Below are 22,867 nucleotides of genomic sequence, written 5' to 3'. Positions count from 1 at the left end.
AGACCCGAAACATAATCGCACGGTGGGTCACTTCTCGATGAAAACCCCGGGTCACTTCTCAGCAGCAATCAACACATACTATCGCGACCGCACTTGATCGTCATTTGATAGCCGTTCTGGATGAGCGAGGCGTAGTCCAGATGGCGGCGCACTGGTGTCTTTTCGCGGAGAACACTGTCCAGGGTCGCGGAAAACTGAATGTACAGGTGCGATTGCGTGCGTTGTTGGCTGACAGGTACTGCGTCACCGCCGATAGCCAAGAGGAGGTCATCGCAGTGCTGAGGGACGTCGGCATCTGGGAAAAGTTTGGAAAGAGTTCGACAAGCGCTTTCCGAATGCCAAGGGGACTGGTCGTAAACGGGCTTGAAACCGAGCTTCAGGATTTCGCAACGGCTCCGCGCACGGTGGCAGTCAGCGCCTTGAAGAATGGCAGCTCGGTTTGTGACCACGGCCAGAACACAAACTCCTTTGTCAGGCCGTTCAAGCCCGGGACCTCCGGTTCCTCCACATTTATTCGACCCCTAAAGAAAGGGATGTCGAACAGCGGTCGAATGTCCTCCGGTTTCGGCTTGACCTGTTGAAGCCTGACCTCGCCCTTCGGCGGCTTCTTGGGCCGCAAGCCTTCGAAGGTCCATTCGGGAACTGTGAAATGCGATGAACGCAGGTGCTTCAGGAAATGGTCGAGATTGCCAAGGTGCCGCAAAATGCGCCTGCTCGGAAAGGTCAAAAGTCCAACGATTTCAATGGTTTAGGAGGTATACTGGCTGGGGAACCTGGATTCGAACCAGGACTAACGGAGTCAGAGTCCGTGGGTCTACCGTTAACCTATTCCCCATCAACCGCAGCAGCACATGAAGCCGGGCCGAAGTCGGCGCGCTGGCGCGACCGAAGGCTGCCTTGTAGCCACGACCGAAAAATAGTCAAGGCTTCGTTGCCAATCAATGCCACGAATACGTTTGCGTCAGCTCGCCGCTCTTGCGCTCCGTGTGGACCTGCTGCGCCGGCTTTCGCTCTCCCCTTACGTCACCTCGACATCCGGAATATGCTCGACGCTTCATGAGAGAGATTGTCATGCGGATCTTTCTTTCTGCGGTCGGCCTGGCGCTTGCTTGGACCGCTGCCCCGGCAATGGCGCAGACGGCTACCGAGCGCGAGGCTTGCCTGGCCGACTTCGAGAAATACTGTCCGGGCGTCGAGCCCGGCGGCGGTCGGGTGATGGCGTGCCTGAGCAAGCACCTCGACCAGCTTACGCCGCAGTGCAAGACGGTCGTCGAAGCGCATATGCCCAAATAGCGCTGGCCCTTCGGCCGCGGTCGCCGATTCTATGTCGCAAGCCGCGTGCCGATATAGGCGCCGGCGGAAGCGATCGCCTGCCGCCCTGCGCTTAACCGCGCCGACCAGAGGTGCCACGCGTGGATCATGCGCGGCCAGACTTCCAGCGTGACCGCAACGTCGGCTTCGCCGAACCGCTCCACGATGGCGACGGCGTCGTCGAGCAAGGTCTCGGCCGACCCGACCTGCACCAGCGCCGGCGGCAGGCCGCGAAGATCGGCATGCACAGGGGATATCAGCGGGTCGCGGGGCGTCTCGCCGCCGCAATAGGCGCCCGCCAATTCCTGCAGATAGGTACGATGGATCAGCGGGTCGTCAGCGTCCTTGGTGTCGATGCTCGCTCCCGTCATCTCGAGGTCGACCCAGGGCGACACCAGCCAGGCGCATGCCGGCAGGGGCCGACCGGCGTCGCGCAGCCGGATCATGGTCGCAAGCGTGAGGCCGCCGCCGGCGCTGTCGCCGCCAATGGCGATCTGGCCGGCGGGGATGCCGATCCGCAAAAGATATTCGACCGCGGCGACGGCATCCTCGAGCGCCGCCGGAAAGGGATGTTCCGGCGCCAGCCGGTAGCCCAGCGCCAGGGTGCGCACCCCGGCCGCCCTGCCCGTCTCGGAGACCATGCCGCGATGGCTTCGGATCGATCCCGAGCAGTATCCGCCGCCGTGGAAATAAAGGAGGACGCGACCGGGGTCGCTGCCGGGCGCGAGCGACCACTCCGCCTCGCAGTGCCCGATCCGGACCCGCTCGAAGGCGATGTCGGGCGCCACGCCATAGGCCGATGCGACCGTGTCGAGGCGGTCGCGCCGCTCCGCCAGGCTTGTCGGTCGCGGCAGCGATTTCAGAAGGGCTCTTACTTCGTCGATCTCTTCCACCACGAGCCCGCCGTTCCGCTACACCCTGGTCCCGAGCAGCGCCTCGACCTCGGCCAGCGTGGGCATCGACGGCGCCGTTCCCGGCCTCGTCACCGAAATACCGGCGACGGCATTGGCGAAGCGAACGGCCTCCAGCGGCGCAGCGCCACGAGCCAGGGCGGCGGCCAGCCCGCCGTTGAAGGCGTCACCGGCGCCGGTGGTCTCCACGACCGGCCCGGCCTTCACCGCCGGCACATGCTCCGACTGGCTTCTGGTGTGAAGCAAGGCGCCCTTTTCGCCCAGCGTGATGATCGCCGTGCCGACGCCCATCGCCAGAAGCTTGTCGCCGGCGCGGCGCGCGTCCTCCACCGTCTCGACCTTCAGGCCGGTCAGTTCCTCGGTCTCGGTCTCGTTCGGCGTCAGATAGTCGCTCAGCGCATAGATCCGATCGGGCAGCTTTGCCGCCGGCGCCGGGTTGAGGATCGTCGTGACGCCGGCCTCCCTGGCGATCTCCAGTGCGCGCAGCGCCGCCTCGATCGGCTGCTCGAGCTGCGTGACGAAGACGCCGGCGGAGCGGATCAGCGCCGCATTGGCGTCAATGTCGGCAGGCGAGATCAGCGCGGCCGCGCCCGGGCTCACGATGATCGCATTATTGCCCGTCGTCTCCTCGACGAAGATATAGGCCGCGCCGGTGTAGCTCTCGGGCGTCTCGATGACGGCCGGCTTGACGCCCGCATCCTTCCACGTCGCCCGCGCCATGTCGGCGAAGGGGTCGCGGCCGAGCCGAGTGATGAAGGAGACGTTGGCACCGACCTTGGCCGCCGCGACCGACTGGTTGGACCCCTTGCCACCCGGCCCGAGCTTGAAGCCCGAACCCAGGATCGTCTCGCCGATGCGCGGCGGGCGGGCGGCGCGATAGGCCGTATCGGCCACGAAGACGCCAAGGATGACGACCGGCTTGCGCGATGGCATGGCGGCTCAGCCTGCGTCCGGCGGGATGACGCCCTTGCGGAAGGCGAAGCAACCGTAGAAGCGGCGCTCGCCGGTCTGGATGACGCAATAGGCCTGCTTGGCGCGCTCGTAGAAGGCATAGCGCTCGATCGAGATCATCGGCCAGGATTTTCCTTCGGCCTTGTCGATCACCTTCTGCACCTCCTTCTGCACCGGAGGCACTTCCTTCGGCTTGTCAACGATCTCCATGCGCGCTGCCGCGTCGTCGACGAAGGTATCGAGCGGATAGACGGAGAGTATTGCCGCGGCGGCCTCCGCGGCAGTCGTGTTGTCGATCCTGAGCAGCTTGCCCAGTCGCGTCTGGCGCGCAACCGAGTCAGCAGGAAAGTTCGTGTCGACGATGACCAGATCGTCGCCATGGCCCATGGCGCGCAGGGCGTAAAGCACGTCGGCGTTGAGGAGCGGATGGATACCTTTGAGCATTCGGCGAATTCCTTCGGAATATTGGGCTTGGCGGTCAGACGCGCTTTCCGCTCTGTGGATCGAAGAGGTGCACCTGGTCCGTGCGCGGCCTCAGATGGAGCGTGTCGCCTGGCTTGAAGTCGTGACGTTCGCGAAACAGCGCGACGATTTCGCTTTCGCCGAAACGAAGCATGACCGTCGTCTCCGAGCCGGTCGGCTCCACCACCGAGATGCGCGCGGGCAGGCCGTCCTCGGCAATCTGAAAATGTTCCGGGCGAACGCCGTAGAGCACCTCCTGGCCGTCGGACAGCTTCTGCGCGTCGGATACGGGAAGAACCGCGCCGCCGACCTGCACGCCGCCGCCTTCCACCCTGCCCTTCAGCATGTTCATGGCCGGCGAGCCGATGAAACCGGCGACGAAGGTGTTCGCCGGCCTGTCGAAAAGCTCCAGCGGCGCACCCATCTGCTCGATCCGCCCGGCCTGCATGACGACGATCTTGTCGGCCATGGTCATCGCCTCGACCTGATCGTGGGTGACATAGATCGTCGTCGTCTTCAGGCGCTGGTGCAGCTCCTTGATCTCAGTGCGCATCTGCACGCGCAGCTTGGCGTCGAGGTTGGAGAGCGGCTCGTCGAACAGGAAGACCTGGGGGTCGCGCACGATGGCGCGGCCCATGGCGACGCGCTGGCGCTGGCCGCCGGAGAGCTGGCGTGGATAGCGCTCGAGATAGGGCGTCAGGTCGAGGATCTCCGCAGCCTTTCGCACGCGCTCGTCTCTCGCGGCCTTGTCTATGCCGCGCAGCTTGAGAGAGAAGGCCATGTTCTGAGCCACGGTCTTGTGGGGATAGAGCGCGTAGCTCTGGAACACCATGGCAATGTCCCGCTTGGCGGGCGGCAGATGGTTCACCGTGCGGTCGCCGATGGCGATGGTGCCGTTGGTCACGGCCTCCAGCCCGGCGACCATCCTGAGCAGGGTCGACTTGCCGCAACCGGAGGGACCGACCAGCACGACGAACTCGCCGTCCGCTATGTCGACGCTGACGCCGTGCAGAATCTGCACCGATCCGAACGCCTTCGAAACTTCGCGGATCTCTACTTTTGCCAAAAGGCCCCCCAAACGGTGATTTTTGCGTGAAGCTAGCCAACCGGAATGGCCAAGTCCATCGGTCAATCACTGGTCAGGCCAATCGCGTTGACACCGTCCGGGCTTCACCCATAGTGTCGGACGCTTTCTATCGTCTTGATATTCCGGGCTGCCGGGGAAACCGGCAGGTGAATTGAACTAGTCGTCCGCCCGTCTGCAGGAGTGCAGGCGCCGCAGGATACCGGGGGCTCAATACGCGGGAATTGCCTGAACACGTTCTGGGAGGAACACCACATGAAAGTAAGTCTCTACGAACACCTCGTTCGCGTCGGCGCGACCCGACGCAGCGTCCTGAAGGGGGCGGCGAGCATGGCCGCCGTGGCTGCGGCTTCCACGGGTACGCTCGGCGCGCTGACGCGACAGGCATCCGCGCAGGACAATCTGCGCGCTGAAATCCTCAAGATACCCGGCGTGGGCAAGGGCTCCCCGACGGATGCTGACTGGCAGAAGGTCGGTGAAATGTGCCTCGGCGCGACCAAGGCCAATGTCGCCGAAGGCGAGTTCGCCGGCGTCGAGCTCACCTTCATGGGCCTCAACAACCAGAACCTGCACAACTTCCTGTTCCGCGGTTTCCTGAAGCCGTGGGAGGCCTATACCGGCGCCAAGATCAACTGGATCGACCTCGCCCAGGCCGACTACAATGCGCGCCTGCAGCAGTCGATCGCGACCGGCACGGTCGATTTCGACATCCTGGAGATGGGCGCGCCCTTCGAGGGCGATACCGCCAGCAAGGGCCTGCTCGACGAGATGCCCGACTGGGTGGCGACGCAGATCGAGGCCGACGACCTCGTCGGCTACCTCAAGCCGCCGGTCGGCACCTGGGACGGCAAGACCTATCGCGTCAACATCGACGGCGACTGCCATACCTTCTCGTACCGCACGGACTATCTCTCGGACCCGGCGATCTCCGGCGCCACTGGCGTGACCGAGATGCCCACGACTTGGCAGCAGGTCAACGAGTGGTCGAAGAAGATCAAGGGACAGAAGGACCCGCTGACGGGCCTCGACGCCTATGGCTTCCTCGATCCGCTGAAGGGCTGGGGCGGGTTCGGCTTCTACTTCCTGGAAGACCGCGCCTCCGCCTATGCGAAACATCCCGACGACAAGGCATGGCTGTTCGATCCGGACACGATGAAGCCGCGCGTCAACAACCCGGCCTTCGTGCAGGCGATCCAGGACGTGATGGACCTGATCGCGGCCGGCGCATTCCCGGCGGACCAGATCAACGCCGACCCGGGCACCACGGCCTTCCAGCAGTTCCTCGCCGGCACCGGCGGTGCGCTGACCTGGTGGGGCGACGTCGGCTCGATGGCGCGCACCTCCGACACCTCCGTGGTCGGCGACGTGGTGAGCTTCTCGATCCTTCCCGGCTCGGACAAGGTCTATAACTCCAAGACCAGCGAGTGGGAAACGCCCGAGGGCGGCAACTTCGCGCCCAATATGGCCTATATCGGCTGGGGCGTGTACGTCACCAGCCGGGTGTCGGGCGACGAGAAGAAGCGCAAGGCTGCCTGGTCGGCCGCGGCGCATCTCGGCGGCAAGGACCTCAGCCTCTGGACGGTTGCCTATCCGTCCGGGTTCCAGCCCTATCGCCAGTCGCACTTCCAGTATGACGAGTGGGAGGCAGCCGGCTACGACCGCGCCTACATCGAGGACTATCTGGGCTCGAACCTCGACAGCTACAACCACCCCAACGCCGCCATCGAACCGCGTATCCCCGGCATCTTCCAGTACTATTCGGTCGCCGAGGACGAACTGGCGAAGGGTTTTGCGGGTCAATACAAGTCGGCTCAGGAAACGGCTGATGCGATCGCCGCGGCCTGGGAGAAGATCACCGACCAGATAGGCCGCGAAAGCCAGATCAAGCTCTACAAGGCTTCGCTCGGCATGTAGCTTAATAGCGAGGGGGCGTGATCGCGCCTCCTCGGCTTTCTTCCGGGCTCGACAAAGACGAATTGGTATCGGGGGCGCTTTGAGCCAAGGGGATCTTCTTCACGTCGTCACAGCCGACGACATCTCTGACAGGCGGCGGTTCTTCGGCCGTGCGATCGTCTGGGGATCGGCGCTCGTCGTGGCGCTTGTCGCCGCGCTTCAGACGGCGCAGCACCTGGGCTACGCCGATTTCGGCTTCCGGACGTGGCGTCCCGTTCTCTACGCCTACATATTGTGGGCAGCCTGTCTTTGCTGGAGCCAGGTGCTGATCCGTGGCGAGCACGGCAAGCGGACGCTCTTCGTGCTGCCGGCCGCGCTTTTCGTCGTGTCGCTGACGGTGTTTCCCCTGCTGTTCGGACTGGTGATCGCCTTCTCGAACTGGAACCTTTCCTCGCCGCTCGGCCGGCAGTTCAACGGCCTCGACAATGTGCGCCAGATGTGGGCCGATCCGTTCTACTGGAACGCGATGCGCAACATGGTCTGGTATTGCCTCGCCATCCTCGTCGAATATGCGGTGGCCTTCGGCCTCGCTCTGCTGCTCAACGCCGAAATCCGCGCACGAAAATTCTTCCGGGTCGCCTTCCTGCTGCCGCTGATGCTTTCGCCGGTGGCGGTGAGCTGGATGATCGGCAAGTCGATGCTGGAAGTCCGCTTCGGGCCAGTCGCCCGCTTCGCGCGCTGGCTCGGCTGGGACAACCCGTCCTTCTTCGGTTCGCCGGAGATCGCGAAATTCACCATCATGCTGCTCGACGCCTGGACCTTCATCCCCTTCATGATGATCATGATCCTGGCCGGGCTTCAGGCGATACCGAAGGAATTGACCGAGGCCGCCAAGGTCGACGGCGCCGGTCCCTGGAAAAGCTTCTGGGAAATCACCTTCCCGCTGATGCTGCCGGTCTCGATCACCGCGATCCTGATCCGCATCATCTTCAAACTGAAGCTCGCCGACATCGTCATCAACCTCACGGCCGGCGGCCCCGGTGGCGCCACCGACACCGTGACGTCCTTCATCTTCCGCGAGTATCGTGATCGGTCGAACGTCGGCTACGGCACGCTTCTGGCCATGGTCTATCTCGTCATCATCATCATCGCCATGACCATACTGATGAAACTGGCGGACAGGTTCGCGAGGCCCAGGACATGAGGACCATGGCATGAGCGAAGCGACCTTTCGCAACGGCGACGCGGAGCGGACGTCGAACGCCGGCCGTTTCGCCAGCAAGACGGTGATCTACCTGTTGCTGATCGCCTGGGCGATCGTCTGCCTGTTCCCGATCTACTGGACGATCACGACGAGCTTCAAGACGGCGGCCAACGTCATGAAGGGCTCGCTCATCCCCTGGTGGGACTACACGCCGGCCTGGCTCGGCTGGCGTTCGCTCGGCCTGTCGCCGGAAACGATCGGCGCCGAAAGCACGGTGCGCGACGAGTTCATGAAGCGCTTCTTCAATTCGGCGATCACGGCCATAAGCTCGTCGTCGATAGCAGTCGTCCTGGGTTCGCTCGCGGCCTACGGCCTGTCGCGCTTCTCCTACAAGTTCGGCTTCATGCGCAACTCGGACATCTCGTTCTTCTTCCTGTCCCAGTTGATCCTGCCGCCGGTCGTGCTCGCCCTGCCCTTCCTGGTGCTCTACAAGCAGCTCGCGCTGCTGGACACGCGCATCGGCCTGATCCTGCTCTATACGCTGACCGTTCTGCCGATCGTCATCTGGATCATGCGCGACCAGTTCCAGTCCATCCCGACCGAACTCGAGGAAGCCGCGCTGGTCGATGGGCTGTCGATCTGGGGCGCGTTCTTCCAGATCATCCTGCCGATCGCGCTGCCCGGAATGGTGGCCGCCTTCATCCTCAGCCTGGTGCTGACCTGGAACGAATATTTCTTCGCCGCGCTGCTGACCTCGACGCATGCCAACACGCTGCCGGTGATGGTGGCATCGCAAACCGGCAGCCAGGGCATAAGCTGGTGGTCGATGGCGGCACTTTCCTTCGCCGCGATCCTGCCGCTGATCGTCATCGGCATCCTGTTGGAACGCTATCTGATCAAGGGCATGACGGCTGGCGCGGTGAAGTAGGCGGCCGTCAACTCGCCGTCTATTCCATGTTCGTATGCCGGGCGCGCATGGCTTCGGGCGACACGCCGAGCATGTCTTTCAGCTTCAGCACCATGATCTCGGACAGCAGGAAGAGTGCGCCCTCGAAGACTGAGCCCATGGGTAGCACGGAGCTCCGCTGCGCTCCCTGATCGTCGGCCATGGTCTGCGCAGGGATCACCAGCATGTAGTCGGCGAGATCGGCGGCGCTCGCCTTTGGCTGAGCCGTGACGAGCAGGTTCTTCGCGCGTGCTGCATGCGCGACCTTCATCAGGGTCAGCACGGTCGTCGTCTCGCCCGGCCCGGAGCTTGCGAAGAAGACATCGCCCCGTCCCAGCGCCGGCGTTGTCATGTCGCCGACCACCGACACCGGCAGGCCGAGATGGAAGAGGCGCATCGCAAAACCCTTCATCTGCAGGGCTTCGCGGCCGCAGCCATAAAAGACGATCTGCCGCGCATCCGCCAGGATGCGGCAGGCTTCGTCGACCGCGCCTTGGTCGACGCGCGCCAGCACCATGCCCAACTCGCCGAGAGCCTTGTCGAAAAGATCGCTCCCGCTCGCCATCACGAGAATCCCGCCATCCCGTTGGCCCAAACACGCTTCTGCGTCACCTGGCCCTCCCCTTCCGTTTTCTTTGATGCTAGCACCGATGGAATCCATGTCCATGGTTCGCTAGCAGTCCGAGCGACCGCTCGACGGGCGAAATCCGCTGGACCGGACCGATCGAATTTGCATGATCCGGCGAATGGCGCCGGAGGCGTCTCGAGACAGAGGAAGCGTCCATGAAGACCAAGCATTGGGACCGCATCGGCAATGGCGGGCTTACGTTCACCGAACTCGGCTTCGGAACCGCCCCGCTCGGCAATCTCTATCGTGCCGTTTCCGATGACGACGCCCAGGCGACGCTGAACGCTGCCTGGGATTCCGGTGTCCGCTACTACGATACCGCTCCGCTCTACGGCCTCGGACTTTCTGAAACCCGGCTCAACCAGTTCCTGCGCGGCAAGAAGCGCGACGAATATGTCCTCTCGACCAAGGCCGGCCGTCTGCTCAAGGCCTGCCCGCCCGATCAGCGGACCGGCATCGGCAAGTTCTTCGACACGCCGACCCGGCGCGAGGTCTACGACTACAGCTATGACGGTGTCATGCGCTCGTTCGAAGCCTCCTTCGAGCGCCTCGGCATCGACCGGGTCGATATCCTGTTCGTGCATGACGTCGACATCTTCACGCACGGCTCGAAGGAGGCATCCGACGCGCGCATCGACGAATTCATGCGCTCCGGCTACTACGCCATGCTGGCGCTGCGCGACCAGGGCGTCATCAAGGCCTTCGGCGGCGGCATCAACGAATGGCAGGTTGCGCAGACGCTCGCCGAGCGAGGCGACTTCGACCTCTTCCTGCTCGCCGGGCGCTACACGCTGCTCGAGCAGGAGGCGCTGCAATCCTTCCTGCCGCTCTGCGAGAAGCGTGGCATCGGCATTGTGCTCGGCGGCCCTTACAATTCCGGCATTCTGGCCACCGGTCCGAAGCCCGGCGCTTTCTACAACTACAGCGAGGCGCCGAAGGATATCCTCGACCGCGTCGCCAGGATCGAGACGGTCTGCAAGCGTCACGGCGTTGCGCTGATCGAGGCGGCGCTGCGGTTCCCGGCGCTGCATCCTGCCGTCGTCTCGCTGATCCCCGGCGGCCAGCGGCCCCAGGAAGTCGAGAGCAACCGCAAGATCCTCGACGCGAAAATTCCTCCGGAGCTCTGGCGCGACCTGAAAGCCGAGGGCTTGATGCGCGACGATGCGCCCACCAACTGAATGGCAGCCCTGCGCCTGACCGGCGAAAGGACTGGTAGCGCTGCCAACCGTGCTGCTGTAAATGGTCAGGACCAACTTGGAACGACCCAAAATGTTAGAGAAAGTAGCCAGGACTCTCCGTCTGAGCGATGATGACAATATCGTCGTCGCAACCGAGAGGACCGAGCCAGGCGCAACGGTAGCGGACGGCATCACCGCGCGTCAGCGCATCCCCTTCGGCCACAAGGCCGCCATCCGCCCGATCGCGCAAGGCGATGCGGTGGTCAAGTTTGGCCAGATCATCGGCTTCGCCAGCCAGCCGATCGCCCCCGGCGACTGGGTGCATGAGCACAATTGCGACATGGGCCCCGAGCACGGCGCCTTCGAGCGCGACTATCAGATCGCGCAGGGTGCGCGGCCGGAAAACATACTGCCTGTGGAGGAACAGGCGACCTTTCAGGGGTTTCGTCGCGCCAATGGCAAGGCCGGCACCCGCAACTATGTCGGCATCCTGACCTCGGTGAACTGTTCGACGACGGTGGCAGGTTTCATCGCCAAGGAGATCGAACGCTCCGGCATCCTTGACGACTACCCCAACATCGACGGCATCGTCGCGCTGAAGCAGGCGAATGGATGCGTCATCGACTATCGCGGCGTGATCTTCGACACGCTGAAGAAGACCACCTGGGGCTATGCCACCAACCCGAACATGGGCGGCGTGATCATGGTCGGCCTCGGCTGCGAAGGCTTCCAGATCCCGCGCTTCAAGGAGGCCTACGGCGTCCAGGAGAGCGAGACGTTCCGCACCATGACCATCCAGGAGGTCGGCGGCACCAGGAAAACCGTCGACGCCGGCGTCGAGGCGGTGAAGGCGATGCTGCCCACAGTCAACGCGGCAAAGCGCGAGACGCTGCCCGCCTCGGAACTGATCCTGGCGCTGCAGTGCGGCGGCTCCGACGGCTATTCCGGCATCACCGCCAATCCGGCGCTTGGCGTCGCGGCCGACATTCTCGTCAGGAATGGCGGCACCGCGATCCTCTCCGAAACCCCGGAGATCTATGGCGCCGAGCATCTGCTGACCCGCCGCGCGAAGAACCAGGAGGTGGGCGAGAAGCTCATCGAGATCATCCACTGGTGGGAGGACTATGCCGCCCGCAACAAGATGGAGATGAACAACAACCCGTCTCCGGGCAACAAGCTCGGCGGGCTGACGACGATCCTGGAGAAGTCGCTCGGCGCGGCGGCCAAGGGTGGCTCGACGACGATGAACGCCGTCTACCACTACGCCGACCCGGTGACCGAGAAGGGCTTCGTGTTCATGGACACGCCCGGCTACGACCCGGTCGCGGCGACCGGCCAGGTGGCCGGCGGCGCCAACATCCTCGCCTTCACCACCGGTCGCGGCTCAGCCTATGGCTGCAAGCCGACGCCCTCGATCAAGCTCGCCACCAATACGCCGATGTACGAGCGCATGATGGACGACATGGACATCAATTGCGGCGATATACTCGACGGCGTGACGCTGCAGGAAAAGGGCGAGGAGATCTTCAAGGAGATCCTCGCCGTCGCCTCCGGCAAGAAGACCAAGTCGGAAGAACTCGGCTACGGCGACAACGAGTTCGTGCCCTGGCAGATCGGCGCGACGATGTAGTTCCGTCGGGACCCTTCCGCCTGGAAAGGTCCCGACTACAGACGTCCGTCCGTCTCGTCCTTCGGGAATATGCCCTTGACGTCGTAGATCACCGCGCCGTCCTTGCCGAGCGCCCTCACCCCGGCGGCGCCCGCCTCGACGAACTCGCGATGCGCGACCGCCACGACGACCGCATCATAGACGCCGGGCGCCGGCGGCCCGCAAAGGCTGTCCAGGTCCGCCTCTTCCCTGCATGTCTCGGCTGAAATCCAGGGGTCCCATACGTCGACCTCGGCGTTGAACTGTTTCAGCTCTCGCACGATGTCGATCGCCTTGGAATTCCTGATGTCGGGGCAGTTCTCCTTGAACGCCAGCCCCATCACCAGGATGCGGCTGCCGACGACGGGGAAGCCGCGCTTCATCATCAGCCGGGCGACCTGGTCGGCCACGTAGCGGCCCATCCCGTCATTGATGCGCCGGCCGGCAAGGATGACTTCCGGATGATAGCCGGCCTCCTGCGCCTTGTGCGTCAGGTAATATGGATCGACGCCGATACAATGACCGCCGACAAGGCCGGGGCGGAAGGGCAGGAAGTTCCACTTGGTCTGCGCCGCCGCCAACACTTCCAGCGTGTCGATGCCCAGCCGGCTGAAGATGATGGCAAGCTCGTTCATAAGCGCGATGTTGAGGTCGCGCTGCGTGTTCTCGATGACCTTCGCCGCCTCCGCGACCTCGATCGAACTGGCCTTGTGGGTGCCGGCGCGCACGATCGAGCCGTAGAGCGCGTCGATCGCGTCCGCCGCCTCCGGCGTGGAGCCGCTGGTCACCTTGGTGATCGTTGTGAGCCTATGCTGGCGGTCGCCCGGATTTGCCCTTTCCGGGCTGTAGCCGACGTGGAACCCCTCGTTCAGCGTCAGCCCGGACAGTTCCTCCAGCAGGGGGACGCAGACCTCGCGGGTGCAGCCCGGATAGACCGTGGATTCGTAGATGACGACGCCGCCCTCTCGCAGCACCTTGCCCACCGTCTCCGTCGCCCGGATAAGTGGCTTGAGATCCGGCCGGTTCGCCTTGTCGATGGGGGTCGGTACGGTGACGATGAAGATGCCGCACTGGCGCAATGCCTCGGCATCGTCCGTGAATTCGATCCGGGTGGCTTGCCCGAGTTCACCGGCATCGACTTCCAGCGTCGAATCCCGGCCTGCCCGCAACTCGCCGATGCGTTCCGGCCTTATATCGAAACCGACCACCGGCCTCGTCCGGGCGAACTCCAGCGCCAGCGGCAGCCCGACATAGCCGAGCCCGATCACGGCGATCTTCTTGTCGTCGAGATTCATTGCTCAGCGCGCCTCGCCGGTCGGCAAACGCTGTTCCTTGACGTACCAGTCGATGAAGCTGGCCAAGCCCGTCCGGATGTCTGTATCCGGCCTGTAGCCCGTCAGCGCCTCCAGCAAGGCGGGCGAGCCGGCGGTCCGCATCACGTCACCCGCCTGCATCGGCAGCAGGTTCAATTTCGCTTTCTTCCCAAGGATTTCCTCGATCGTCTCTATGTAACGAATCAACCCGACGGCGTTGCCGCCGGCCATGTTGACCTCGCGATACGGAGCTACGGCCGAGAGCGTGTCGGTGACGCCGGCCGCGATCACCGGCTTGCCTGTCTCCGGAACGCAGCCGATCAGCCGCGTCACCCCCTCGACGAGATCGCCGACATAGGTGAAGTCGCGCTCATGCACGCCCTTGCCGAACACGTCGATCGGTTCATCGTTCAGGATGGCGCTGACGAACTTGAACAGCGACATGTCTGGCCGCCCGTACGGACCGTAGACGGTGAAGAAGCGGCAGACCGTCGTCGGGATGCCGAAGAGATGCGCATAGGAATGCGCCATCACCTCACCGGACTTCTTGGTGGCGGCGTAGAGCGACACCGGCCGGTCGGTGGTGTCCGTCTCCACGAATTCCGGCTTGTCCGACATGCCGTAGACCGAACTGGTCGACCCGAACAGGAAATGCCGCGGCTTCAGCGCTCGGCAAAGCTCCAGCATGTTCACCATGCCGGTCAGATTGGCGCTGGCGTAGGCGTGGGGCTCCTCAAGGCTGTAGCGCACGCCCGCCTGCGCGGCGAGGTGGACGATCACATCGGGAGCGGCCTTGTCGGCTGCCGCGCGCAGGGCCGGAGCGTCCTCCAGCATGGCCTCGACAGCCACAAACCCGGGGTTTTCAGCCAGGATCGCGTGGCGACGGCGCTTCAGGGCGACGTCATAGTAAGGCGTGATGCCGTCATAGCCGACGACCGTGTGGCCATCGTCCAGCAGACGCCGCGCCAGATGAAAGCCGATGAAGCCCGCAGTACCCGTGATGAAGAAACGCATCAGCCGGCAGCCTCGGGCGCGAGCAGATAGTTGGCGTGGCCCTTGTCGGTGAAGATGCGCATTACCCGGTAGCCCGTATTGTCCAGCCATTCCATTAGGGCCGGCGTATTCCGGTTTGCAATCTCCACGAAGATCAGCGGCTTCGAGCGCCGGATCAGTTCCCGCGAGCCTGCCAGCACGCTCATCTCCATTCCCTCGACATCGATTTTGAGCAGATCGACTGGACCCGATACCATCGAATCGAGCGGCGCGACACTGATTTCCCCTGCCGGATCGGGCGCGAGGCTGGTGGCGCCGAGCCCGCCCCGGCCCGAAAACACGAGCTTTACCCGTCCTTCGCGATCCCCGACGCCTACCCCGAGCCGCGACAGGTCGACGTTCGTGAGGCCGTTCCGCGCTACGCTTGCGCGCAGCGCGTCCGCCGCCGCCGGCAGCGGCTCGAAGGGCAGCACCGAGGCCGCCTTCATCGGGCCGGCGAAAAAGATCGTATGGTTGCCTGTGTTGGCTCCGACGTCGACGACATGCGCGCCGGGCCTCACGACCTTGCGCAGTTCTTCCAGTTCCATCGCCTCGAAGAACAGGCCGCGCGTCTGCTCGCGTTCTATCCCTGCGTTCCGGCCGGTGTAGGGAAGATAATAGACGGCGTCGCCGTGCACGATCGGCAGGAAGACCGGCTTTTCGACGAGACGCCGCAGCACATGATCCCTGCCCTCGGCGTCCAGCGGCATCGGCTCGACGTCGAGTTCCAGGAGCGGCTGTGCCGACTTCAGGCACCGCGCATTGGCCCAGATGTCGAACAGATAGTCGAGTTTCCAGTTTCGGCCATCCGCAATGCGTGCCAACGCCTGGGATGCCACCTCCGTCCGCACCAGATGCGTCTGCGGCATCCACCAGTTCAGCAGAGCGTGCGGCAGCCTGTCCGCCGTGTCGAAAGCCAGCCGGCTGAGCTTCGCCACGTCTTCGTTGCTACCCCGCACATGGGCCGCTCCGAAAATCGCGTCGTAGAGCCCGAGGCCCGGTGCGGCGAGTTCGAAGGCATCGTCGGGAATCGCCTCACCCGGCGCCGGCGCGATCATCCATTCGGCGCCTGCCTCTCTTGCAAGCTCGACCGCCGCGGCCCAGGCCGCCCGCATATCCGGGGCATGGTCCGTTGGACCGAGGGCACGGACGGCGGCGAAGCTCCCTTTCCTGGGCAGGGTTTCCGGCCGCTCTCCCGACAATGAAACGACAGCGACCGCACCTGGAGACCCGATCGAACTCATGCCTCGTCCGCAGCCCCATGGATCGTACTTGGATCTACCGCCTCGAAGCTGTCGGCGCGGCTGTAATTGTCGTGATAGGCCACCAGCGGGCTCGTGATTTCTCCGCTCGCATAGACGCCGAGCTTGAAATACGGGCCTTTTATCTGGTTGCGGTAGCCGAGCGGCCCGTTGAAGCGAAATAGCCTCCGTCCGCCGAGGAAGGCGTCGATGCTCGAATCCCCTTCCCGAGACCAGTGAATCCGGAAGACGAAATCCAGCCATGTCGCGCGGGCGACGTCCGGTATCTCATGAAAAACATAGCGTTTGTCCGGGTTCTGCGACGCAACTTCCGAAAACGCACCGGTGAAACGCAGCGTGCCGTCCAGATAGCGGATCGCCAGCGGCGGTTTTCCCGCGGGATCGCCAAGCTCCGCCTGGTCATGCCACTGCGCCAGCACCACGCCCGCGCCCTTCGGCGGCGCGAAAGAATCCTCCGGCAGATAGGTGGAGAAGCCGTACCAGGTATCCTGCTCAAACGGAGCATTGTACCAGTCGCGCAATTCGGCCCGCAGCCCTTGGGAAACATAGTCCCCAGGCCTGATCTCGAAACGGCAGGCCTTGCTGCCGGTGCGCACGATTTCGCTCTGGATGACTGCCGAATAGTCCTTGGCAAGGCGCCTGACGCTCCAGCCGGCAAAGTCGCCGCTTTCGAAGTCCAGCCGCACCGTCCGGCTGCCGCGCGGATCGGTTTCAAGCGATCTGGCGATATCCCTGTGTTCTTCCAGGGTCCGCCCCGATGCGGCGATGCGCTGGGCATCGGTTCCGGCCATGATCACCTGCCTGCAAGTTGCCCGAAGGATTCCGTCCCGGTAGGACCGGGTTGAGCATGTCATGTAAGGCTTTGAAGGCCTTCGCGAAAGCCCCGTGGAGGAGGCCTGCGACCGCAGTCTCTTTTGGCCGAAGCTATTCACAAACCGGCTCCCGGAGTTTAATGGTAACTCGCCTCAAAACGAGTATTCCGGTTGCGCGCGGCCAGTCGATACGAAGCGGGATTATTGTATGCGTGACGGAGTCCAGCAGGCCAACCGTGCTCCGCACATCCTGCTATACAGTCACGATACGTTCGGGCTGGGCCATCTGCGCCGCTCGCGCGCGATTGCCGAGGGGCTCGTCTCCTCGCTGGAAGGCTCGTCGGCGCTCATCCTGACAGGGTCGCCCGTAGCCGGTCGCTTCACCTTCCCGCCCGGCGTCGACCACATCCGCATGCCGGGCGTCGTCAAGACGATCGATGCCGACTACGTCTCCGAATCGCTCAACATGGACATCGAGCAGACGACGGCTTTGCGCGCCAGCGTCATCCTTGCGGCCGCGGTGACCTTCAACCCGGATCTCGTCATCGTCGACAAGGAGCCTGCCGGCTTCCGCGGCGAGCTCACCACGACGCTCGAAATCCTCAAGGAGATGGGCCGCGCGAAGATCGTGCTCGGCATCCGCGACATCCTCGATTCCCCCGAGGCACTGAGCCAGGAATGGGAGCGCAAGGGCGCACTCGACATTGCCGACAAGTTCTACGACCAGTTCTGGGTGTATGGCGACCAGAGCATCTACAACCCGCTGCAGAGCCTCCACCTCTCCGAGGACTTCAAAAGTCGCGTCCGCTATACCGGCTATCTGCGGCGCGTCGTGCCACACGAAACCCCTGCCGCCCTGCCGGACAAGCCTTTCGTGCTGGTGACGCCGGGCGGCGGCGGCGACGGCGAAGCGCTGGTCGACTGGACCCTGCGCGCCTACGAGAACGACCCCACCCTGCAGCCCGATGCGCTGATCGTCTACGGACCCTTCCTCAACGGCGAGCGCCGCGCGGCTTTCGACCAGCGCGTGGCGGCATTAGAGCCGCGCGTCACCGCGATCGGCTTCGATTCCCGCATCGAAGGTCTGATGCAGAATGCCCTCGGCGTCGTCGCCATGGGCGGCTACAACACCTTCTGCGAAATCCTCTCCTTCGACTGCCGCGCGGTCATCGCACCCCGAACCGTGCCACGCATGGAACAGCACATCCGCGCATCCGTCGCCGAGCAGCTCGGGCTGATCCGGATGCTCGACCGCGAGCGGGACGGCGAAGGACCGGAAGTCATGGCCCGGGCGATCCGCGAGCTTCCTTTCCAGACCCCGCCCTCCGGCAAGGCCCCGGTCGGCTTCATGGACGGGCTTGAGAAGATCATCGCGCTGACGAAGTCGCTCATCAGCACACCTGTCAACGCATGAACGACGCGGTACCGTCTGCCGGGCGGCTCGCAGTCGTTTTGAAGGGCTGGCCGCGCCTCTCCGAAACCTTCATCGCACAGGAACTCGTCGCGCTGGAGCAACGAGGCCTGCGCTTCGAGGTCTGGTCGATGCGCCATCCGACCGACAAGAAGCGGCACGCGCTGCACGACGCGCTGAAAGCCAAGGTCCGCTACCTGCCCGAATATCTTTACCAGGAGCCCTTACGTGTCCTGAAAGGCCTTGCCCGCTCGGCGCGCTTGCCCGGCTTCGGCGCGGCGCTGAAATTGTGGCTGAAGCATCTCGTCAGCGACCCGACACCCAACCGCGTGCGCCGCTTCGGCCAGGCCGCGGTGCTTGCACGCGAGGCGTCGCCCGACCTCAATTTCGTCTATGCCCATTTCATGCACACGCCATCGTCGGTGGCGCTCTATGCCGCCATGATGCGCGGCGTCGAATGGGGGTTTTCGGCCCACGCCAAGGACATCTGGAAATCGCCAGACTGGGAGAAGCGCGACAAGCTCGAACGCGCGACCTTCGGCGTGACCTGTACCAGCCTCGGCGCCGAGCATCTGCGCAGCCTGTCCGCCGACCCGGCCAAGCTCGACCTGGTCTATCACGGGCTTGACCTGTCGCGCTTTCCCTCGCCGCCGCCTCCGCGACCGCCGCGCGACGGATCGAACGAGCCTGTCACCATCATCTCCGTGGGCCGGCTGGTCGAGAAGAAGGGCTACAATCTGCTGCTCGATGCGCTGGCTAAGCTGCCCGCCGCGCTGAAATGGCGCTTCGTGCATATCGGCGGCGGCGACCTGTCCCAGGCGCTCAAGGCGCGCGCGAAAGAGCTCGGCCTTTCCGAACACATCGAATGGCGCGGCGCACGCGACCAGGGCGAAGTCATCTCAGCTTTGCGCGAGGCGGATATCTTCATGCTGCCCTCGCGCATCGCCAGCGACGGCGACCGCGACGGACTGCCTAACGTCCTCATGGAAGCCGCGAGCCAGGAACTCCCGATCCTCTCGACCAGCGTCTCCTCCATCCCGGAATTCATTGAGAACGGAAGGCAAGGCATCCTCGTCGAACCCGACGCCGGACAACTCGGCGCCGCCCTCGCCAAAATGATCGCCGATCCCGAGGGTCGTGCGAGGCTGGCCGCCGCTGCCCGCACTCGGTTGGTCGAAAGCTTCGGCATGGATGCGGGTATCGATCTGTTGTCCACCCGGCTGGCAACAGCCCTGGCCCGATGAGCACCATCGCCTTCTATGCCCCGATGAAACCGCCGGACGATCCTGTCCCCTCCGGCGACCGAACCATGGCGCGTGCCCTGCTCACGGCGCTGGAAGGCGCGGCTCTCGGCGATGTCCGTTTGGCAAGCAGGCTGCGCAGCCGCGACGGTGTCGGCGATGCGGCAGCGCAGGAGCGCATATTCGAAGCGGCGGAGCGCGAAATCGAACTGCTCTCGGCCGGTCCGCGGCCGGACCTCTGGCTCACCTATCACACCTACTACAAGGCTCCCGACCTGCTCGGCCCACGCCTCTCCAGGCAATGGGGCATTCCCTATGCGGTCATCGAGGGAACCCGCGCGTCGAGCCGCCTGCAAGGGCCTTACGCCCGGTTCGCCAAGGCCGCGGAGACGGCCTGCGATGCGGCCAACATCATCTTCTATCTCACCGAATACGACCGCGAAGCGCTCGAACGCGATCGCGTTCCGAACCAACGTCTCGCCAGGCTGCGGCCCTTCCTTGCCGCCGAGACGTTGCCCCCATGGCAACCACGCCCGTGGTCCGACACTTTTCGGTTACTTGCCTGTGCAATGTTCCGCCCCGGCGATAAACTTGCGAGCTACGAAATGCTGGCCGAAGCGCTGGCTCTTGTGCAATCGCAGGCATGGTCGCTAAACATCGTTGGCGATGGACCGGCGCGGGGGAAGGTCGAAGCGTTGTTTTCGCGGTTTGCAGACAGGACGACGTTTGTCGGCGCCCTCGACCAGGACGGCGTCGCCAGCCAGTTCCGCGAGGGGGACCTTCTGGCCTGGCCGGGCGTCGGCGAGGCCTTCGGCATGGTCTATCTCGAGGCACAGGCGCAAGGCTGCCCGGTGCTGGCCGAAGACAGGCCTGGCGTAAGGGACGTCGTTCGCGACGGCGGCTGGCTGGTGCCGGCCAACGATCCTCCAGCCTATGCCAAGGCGATCGACATGCTCGCCATCGATATCGACGGCAGGATGGCTGCCGGCCGCAGGGGACGCGACCGGATCGCGGTAGAGCATCTGCTGCCCGCCGCACGCGCCACGCTGGCGGCGGAGCTCTCCCCTCTCCTTGCGGAGCGGCGGCGCTGATTACCGCGCGCCTCGCACTCCTGCGCCACGGCCACACCGCGTGGAACCGCGCCGGCTGCATACAGGGTCGTGTCAACGAACCGCTGGACCCGCAGGCGCGCGAGCATCTCTCGCGGCTTCGGCTGCCCGACGAATTCAAGGACGCCGCTCTGTTTTCGAGCCCCCTCGTCCGCGCCGTGGAAACCGCGCGCATCGTCGCCGGGCGCGAGCCGACCGCCGTTCCGGCGCTGGTCGAAATGGACTGGGGCCGCTGGGAGGGCCGGCGCGGGGTCGACCTGCTGGAGGACGGCAGTTCGGGTTATTGCCATATCGAGGAATGGGGATGGGACTTTCAGCCTCCGGGCGGCGAGACGCCACGACTGGTCTGGGAACGCGTCGAACCCTGGCTGGGTTCGATCAGCGGGGCTGCGGTCGTCGTTTCGCATATCGGCATCATGCGCGTCCTGCTGGCTCACGCGACCGGCTGGAATTTCGAGGGTACTCCTCCATTCAAGGTGAAGCGCGACCGACTTTACCGGGTCGATGTCCATGAGGACGGCTCGCTGTCGCATGACGGCGAACCGGTGCGCCTGATCGAGGCCGACCGCTCATGAAACGCGTCGCCATTCTGGTCACCCACCTGCTCGGCACCGGGCACCTCAGCCGCTCGCTGATCCTTGCGCGGGCGCTCCGCGACGCCGGTTTCGCGCCGCTGCTCATTTCGGGCGGCATGCCGACAGCACATCTCGACATGTCGGGCGTCGATTTCGTGCAGCTTCCGCCCGTACGTTCCGACGGCACGAGTTTTACCCGCCTGCTCGACAGCGCGGGAGATCCGATCAGCCCGGAATTCATGGCCGAGCGCATCCGCGTACTTGAGGAAACACTGCGCGCCCACCCGCCCAACGTCCTCATCACGGAGCTCTTTCCGTTCGGACGCCGGGTCCTGCGCGAGGAATTCGGGGCCGCACTTGCTCTCGCCAAGGCGACGACGCCGGCGCCGCTCGTCTTCGCCTCGATCCGCGATATCCTGGCACCGCCCTCCAACGAGAAGAAAGCGCGGCAGACGGAAACCTGGCTCGCCGAATATTACGACGGCGTGCTCGTTCATTCGGACGCAGGGGTCGTGCCGCTTGAAGCAAGCTGGCCGGTAACGCCGGACACAGCACGGCTGCTTCATTATACGGGCTTCATCGCGCCTCCCGTGCCCATCCGAAACCCTGGGGAGCGGGAGGGAGCGGACGAGATCATCGTCACCGCCGGCGGCGGCCCGGTCGGGCGCAAGCTGTTCGAAACATCGATCGAAGCCGCACGCATAGGTAATCATCGCTGGCGGCTGCTTGTCGGCGGCAGCGACGCGGCGGACGTCTGCGCGAGGCTCAACCGCGTGGCGAACGGCGCGCCAGTTTTTGCCGAACCGCTGCGCCCGGACTATCGCACGATGCTGACAAACTGCGCGGCCGCGGTCGGTCAATGCGGGTACAACACCGCCATCGACTGGCTGCAGGCCGGCGTGCCCGGCGTCTTTGTGCCGTTCGCCGAGGCCGGCGAAATCGAGCAGACATTGCGCGCCTCGTCGCTCCAGCAGCGCTATGGCTACGGCCGGATCGCCGAGGACGATCTCACCCCGCAGAACCTCGCCGCGGCCACCTCCGCCGCTATCCAGCGTGGACGCTTCAGGGCGGACGGCCTGCAATTCGACGGCGCGGCCCGCACCAGCCGCATCCTCGCCGAACTCCTGGACGCGCGCCAATGACGCTGCCTGCGGCTACCGCTGAGCTGGTGCGCTGGCGCGACGAAGGCCTGATCCTGCCGGTCTGGTGGCGCGACGACGACGCCGTCGCCCCCACGCCGGCGCTGGAGCGGCTGCTCGAACTCGCCGACCGGTTCGAGGCGCCCTTGCATCTGGCGGTCATTCCGGAGCCGGCGACGTCCGAGCTCGCGGAGCGCCTGCGCACCGCCTCCGCCTTCGTGCTAACGCATGGATGGCGGCACGCCAACCATGCATCTCGCGATCAGAAGAAAGCCGAGTTCGAATCGGACCGGCCGCTCGCCGTAATGGTCCAGGAAATCGCCGCCGGTCGGCAGCGGCTCGACGAGCTTTTCGGGGACAAGGCGCTCCCCCTGTTCACGCCGCCCTGGAACCGCATCGCGCCCGACGTCGTGGAGGCCCTGCCCGCGATCGGCTTCGCCGCCGTTTCGACCTTCACGCCACGCCGAACCAAATTCGCCGCCGACGGGCTGCTCCAGGTCAACACGCATCTCGATCCGGTGGCCTGGAAATCCGACGGGGGCCTCCTCGACCCGTCGCTGCTCGACTCCCAGCTCGCGCGGGAACTCGAAGCCCGCAGGACCGGCAGCGCAGACAACGAAGAGCCCTACGGCCTGCTCACCCACCATCTCGTACAGAACGACGCGACCTGGACGTTCATCGCGGTTTTCCTCGAAACGCTGATGGCGAGCGGCGCGGCGCGCTGGACGTCACCTCTGCAAGAAGCCGGCCGCTAAGA

At 64.6% G+C, this 22,867-nt stretch carries 22 protein-coding genes and 1 tRNA gene; 12 read left to right on the top strand and 11 right to left on the bottom strand.

What is annotated here, in order from left to right:
* Positions 1-376: 376 nt before the first annotated feature.
* Both D8676_RS26065 and D8676_RS26060 read right to left on the bottom strand, forming a co-directional pair.
* Entirely contained in the window at positions 377-703 is a 327-nt protein-coding gene (locus tag D8676_RS26065; RefSeq protein WP_147448271.1) for a hypothetical protein, read from the bottom strand.
* Between the two features lie 58 nt (positions 704-761).
* Positions 762-835 (bottom strand) — tRNA-Gln (locus D8676_RS26060).
* Between the two features lie 236 nt (positions 836-1,071).
* Between D8676_RS26060 and D8676_RS26055 the strand changes: the two genes are divergently transcribed.
* Positions 1,072-1,293 carry a cysteine rich repeat-containing protein gene (locus D8676_RS26055; RefSeq protein WP_121584019.1) on the top strand — a complete coding sequence of 74 codons (222 nt, stop codon included), beginning with the start codon at positions 1,072-1,074 and terminating at the stop codon, positions 1,291-1,293.
* A 29-nt stretch (positions 1,294-1,322) separates the two neighbouring features.
* Here the strand turns inward: D8676_RS26055 and D8676_RS26050 are convergent, their stop codons facing one another.
* Genes D8676_RS26050 through ugpC form a run of 4 tightly spaced genes read right to left on the bottom strand, consistent with a single transcriptional unit; the run spans position 1,323 to position 4,701 of the window.
* Positions 1,323-2,204 carry an alpha/beta hydrolase gene (locus D8676_RS26050; RefSeq protein WP_348629042.1) on the bottom strand — a complete coding sequence of 294 codons (882 nt, stop codon included), beginning with the start codon at positions 2,202-2,204 and terminating at the stop codon, positions 1,323-1,325.
* Between the two features lie 18 nt (positions 2,205-2,222).
* Positions 2,223-3,155 (bottom strand): ribokinase, encoded by a 933-nt coding sequence (gene rbsK / locus D8676_RS26045; protein ID WP_121584014.1) that lies wholly within the window; start codon positions 3,153-3,155, stop codon positions 2,223-2,225.
* Between the two features lie 6 nt (positions 3,156-3,161).
* Positions 3,162-3,617, bottom strand: a complete 456-nt coding sequence (locus D8676_RS26040) for an RbsD/FucU family protein (protein ID WP_121584013.1) — start codon at positions 3,615-3,617, stop codon at positions 3,162-3,164.
* Between the two features lie 34 nt (positions 3,618-3,651).
* The gene (ugpC, locus tag D8676_RS26035; RefSeq protein WP_121584012.1) at positions 3,652-4,701 is read right to left on the bottom strand and encodes a sn-glycerol-3-phosphate ABC transporter ATP-binding protein UgpC; all 1,050 of its coding nucleotides are present in this window, start codon (positions 4,699-4,701) and stop codon (positions 3,652-3,654) included.
* Between the two features lie 273 nt (positions 4,702-4,974).
* Here ugpC and D8676_RS26030 point away from each other — a divergent pair, with 273 nt between their 5' ends.
* From D8676_RS26030 to D8676_RS26020, 3 genes are all read left to right on the top strand, one after another.
* Positions 4,975-6,633 carry an extracellular solute-binding protein gene (locus D8676_RS26030; RefSeq protein ID WP_121584011.1) on the top strand — a complete coding sequence of 553 codons (1,659 nt, stop codon included), beginning with the start codon at positions 4,975-4,977 and terminating at the stop codon, positions 6,631-6,633.
* 79 nt (positions 6,634-6,712) lie between these two features.
* Complete coding sequence (locus tag D8676_RS26025) at positions 6,713-7,816, top strand: sugar ABC transporter permease (RefSeq protein WP_121584010.1); 1,104 nt, start codon at positions 6,713-6,715, stop codon at positions 7,814-7,816.
* Positions 7,817-7,826: 10 nt separating this feature from the next.
* Positions 7,827-8,744 (top strand): carbohydrate ABC transporter permease, encoded by a 918-nt coding sequence (locus tag D8676_RS26020; RefSeq protein ID WP_121584009.1) that lies wholly within the window; start codon positions 7,827-7,829, stop codon positions 8,742-8,744.
* A 19-nt stretch (positions 8,745-8,763) separates the two neighbouring features.
* Here the strand turns inward: D8676_RS26020 and D8676_RS26015 are convergent, their stop codons facing one another.
* Entirely contained in the window at positions 8,764-9,327 is a 564-nt protein-coding gene (locus D8676_RS26015; protein ID WP_121584008.1) for an SIS domain-containing protein, read from the bottom strand.
* A gap of 218 nt (positions 9,328-9,545) precedes the next feature.
* Between D8676_RS26015 and D8676_RS26010 the strand changes: the two genes are divergently transcribed.
* Both D8676_RS26010 and D8676_RS26005 read left to right on the top strand, forming a co-directional pair.
* Positions 9,546-10,568, top strand: coding sequence for an aldo/keto reductase (locus D8676_RS26010; protein ID WP_121584007.1), 1,023 nt, complete (start codon positions 9,546-9,548; stop codon positions 10,566-10,568).
* A gap of 91 nt (positions 10,569-10,659) precedes the next feature.
* Positions 10,660-12,198, top strand: coding sequence for an altronate dehydratase family protein (locus D8676_RS26005; protein ID WP_121584006.1), 1,539 nt, complete (start codon positions 10,660-10,662; stop codon positions 12,196-12,198).
* A gap of 35 nt (positions 12,199-12,233) precedes the next feature.
* Here D8676_RS26005 and D8676_RS26000 read toward each other — a convergent pair whose 3' ends face one another.
* The 4 genes from D8676_RS26000 to D8676_RS25985 are packed head-to-tail and all read right to left on the bottom strand — an operon-like array spanning position 12,234 to position 16,614.
* Entirely contained in the window at positions 12,234-13,511 is a 1,278-nt protein-coding gene (locus D8676_RS26000; RefSeq protein ID WP_121584005.1) for a nucleotide sugar dehydrogenase, read from the bottom strand.
* A gap of 3 nt (positions 13,512-13,514) precedes the next feature.
* Positions 13,515-14,543, bottom strand: a complete 1,029-nt coding sequence (locus tag D8676_RS25995) for an NAD-dependent epimerase/dehydratase family protein (RefSeq protein WP_121584004.1) — start codon at positions 14,541-14,543, stop codon at positions 13,515-13,517.
* Positions 14,543-15,805 (bottom strand): FkbM family methyltransferase, encoded by a 1,263-nt coding sequence (locus D8676_RS25990; RefSeq protein WP_121584003.1) that lies wholly within the window; start codon positions 15,803-15,805, stop codon positions 14,543-14,545. The genes D8676_RS25995 and D8676_RS25990 overlap by 1 nt, the downstream gene beginning before the upstream one ends.
* Positions 15,802-16,614 carry a polysaccharide lyase gene (locus tag D8676_RS25985; protein ID WP_183097259.1) on the bottom strand — a complete coding sequence of 271 codons (813 nt, stop codon included), beginning with the start codon at positions 16,612-16,614 and terminating at the stop codon, positions 15,802-15,804. The genes D8676_RS25990 and D8676_RS25985 overlap by 4 nt, the downstream gene beginning before the upstream one ends.
* Before the next feature lie 229 nt (positions 16,615-16,843).
* Here D8676_RS25985 and D8676_RS25980 point away from each other — a divergent pair, with 229 nt between their 5' ends.
* Genes D8676_RS25980 through D8676_RS25955 form a run of 6 tightly spaced genes read left to right on the top strand, consistent with a single transcriptional unit; the run spans position 16,844 to position 22,865 of the window.
* Positions 16,844-18,049, top strand: a complete 1,206-nt coding sequence (locus tag D8676_RS25980) for a hypothetical protein (RefSeq protein WP_121584001.1) — start codon at positions 16,844-16,846, stop codon at positions 18,047-18,049.
* The gene (locus D8676_RS25975; protein WP_121584000.1) at positions 18,046-19,290 is read left to right on the top strand and encodes a glycosyltransferase; all 1,245 of its coding nucleotides are present in this window, start codon (positions 18,046-18,048) and stop codon (positions 19,288-19,290) included. The genes D8676_RS25980 and D8676_RS25975 overlap by 4 nt, the downstream gene beginning before the upstream one ends.
* Entirely contained in the window at positions 19,287-20,378 is a 1,092-nt protein-coding gene (locus tag D8676_RS25970; protein WP_121583999.1) for a glycosyltransferase family 4 protein, read from the top strand. The genes D8676_RS25975 and D8676_RS25970 overlap by 4 nt, the downstream gene beginning before the upstream one ends.
* On the top strand, positions 20,375-20,971 hold the full coding sequence (locus tag D8676_RS25965; protein WP_210210770.1) for a histidine phosphatase family protein: 597 nt from the start codon (positions 20,375-20,377) through the stop codon (positions 20,969-20,971). The genes D8676_RS25970 and D8676_RS25965 overlap by 4 nt, the downstream gene beginning before the upstream one ends.
* The gene (locus tag D8676_RS25960; protein ID WP_121583998.1) at positions 20,968-22,113 is read left to right on the top strand and encodes a glycosyltransferase; all 1,146 of its coding nucleotides are present in this window, start codon (positions 20,968-20,970) and stop codon (positions 22,111-22,113) included. The genes D8676_RS25965 and D8676_RS25960 overlap by 4 nt, the downstream gene beginning before the upstream one ends.
* Entirely contained in the window at positions 22,110-22,865 is a 756-nt protein-coding gene (locus D8676_RS25955; protein WP_121583997.1) for a polysaccharide deacetylase family protein, read from the top strand. The genes D8676_RS25960 and D8676_RS25955 overlap by 4 nt, the downstream gene beginning before the upstream one ends.
* The last annotated feature ends 2 nt before the right edge of the window (positions 22,866-22,867 follow it).

It is taken from the genome of Mesorhizobium sp. YM1C-6-2, assembly GCF_003666685.1.
Lineage (GTDB): Bacteria > Pseudomonadota > Alphaproteobacteria > Rhizobiales > Rhizobiaceae > Mesorhizobium_K.
Note: the sequence above shows the minus strand (reverse complement) of the source record. Positions and strands in the feature narration are given on the sequence as shown.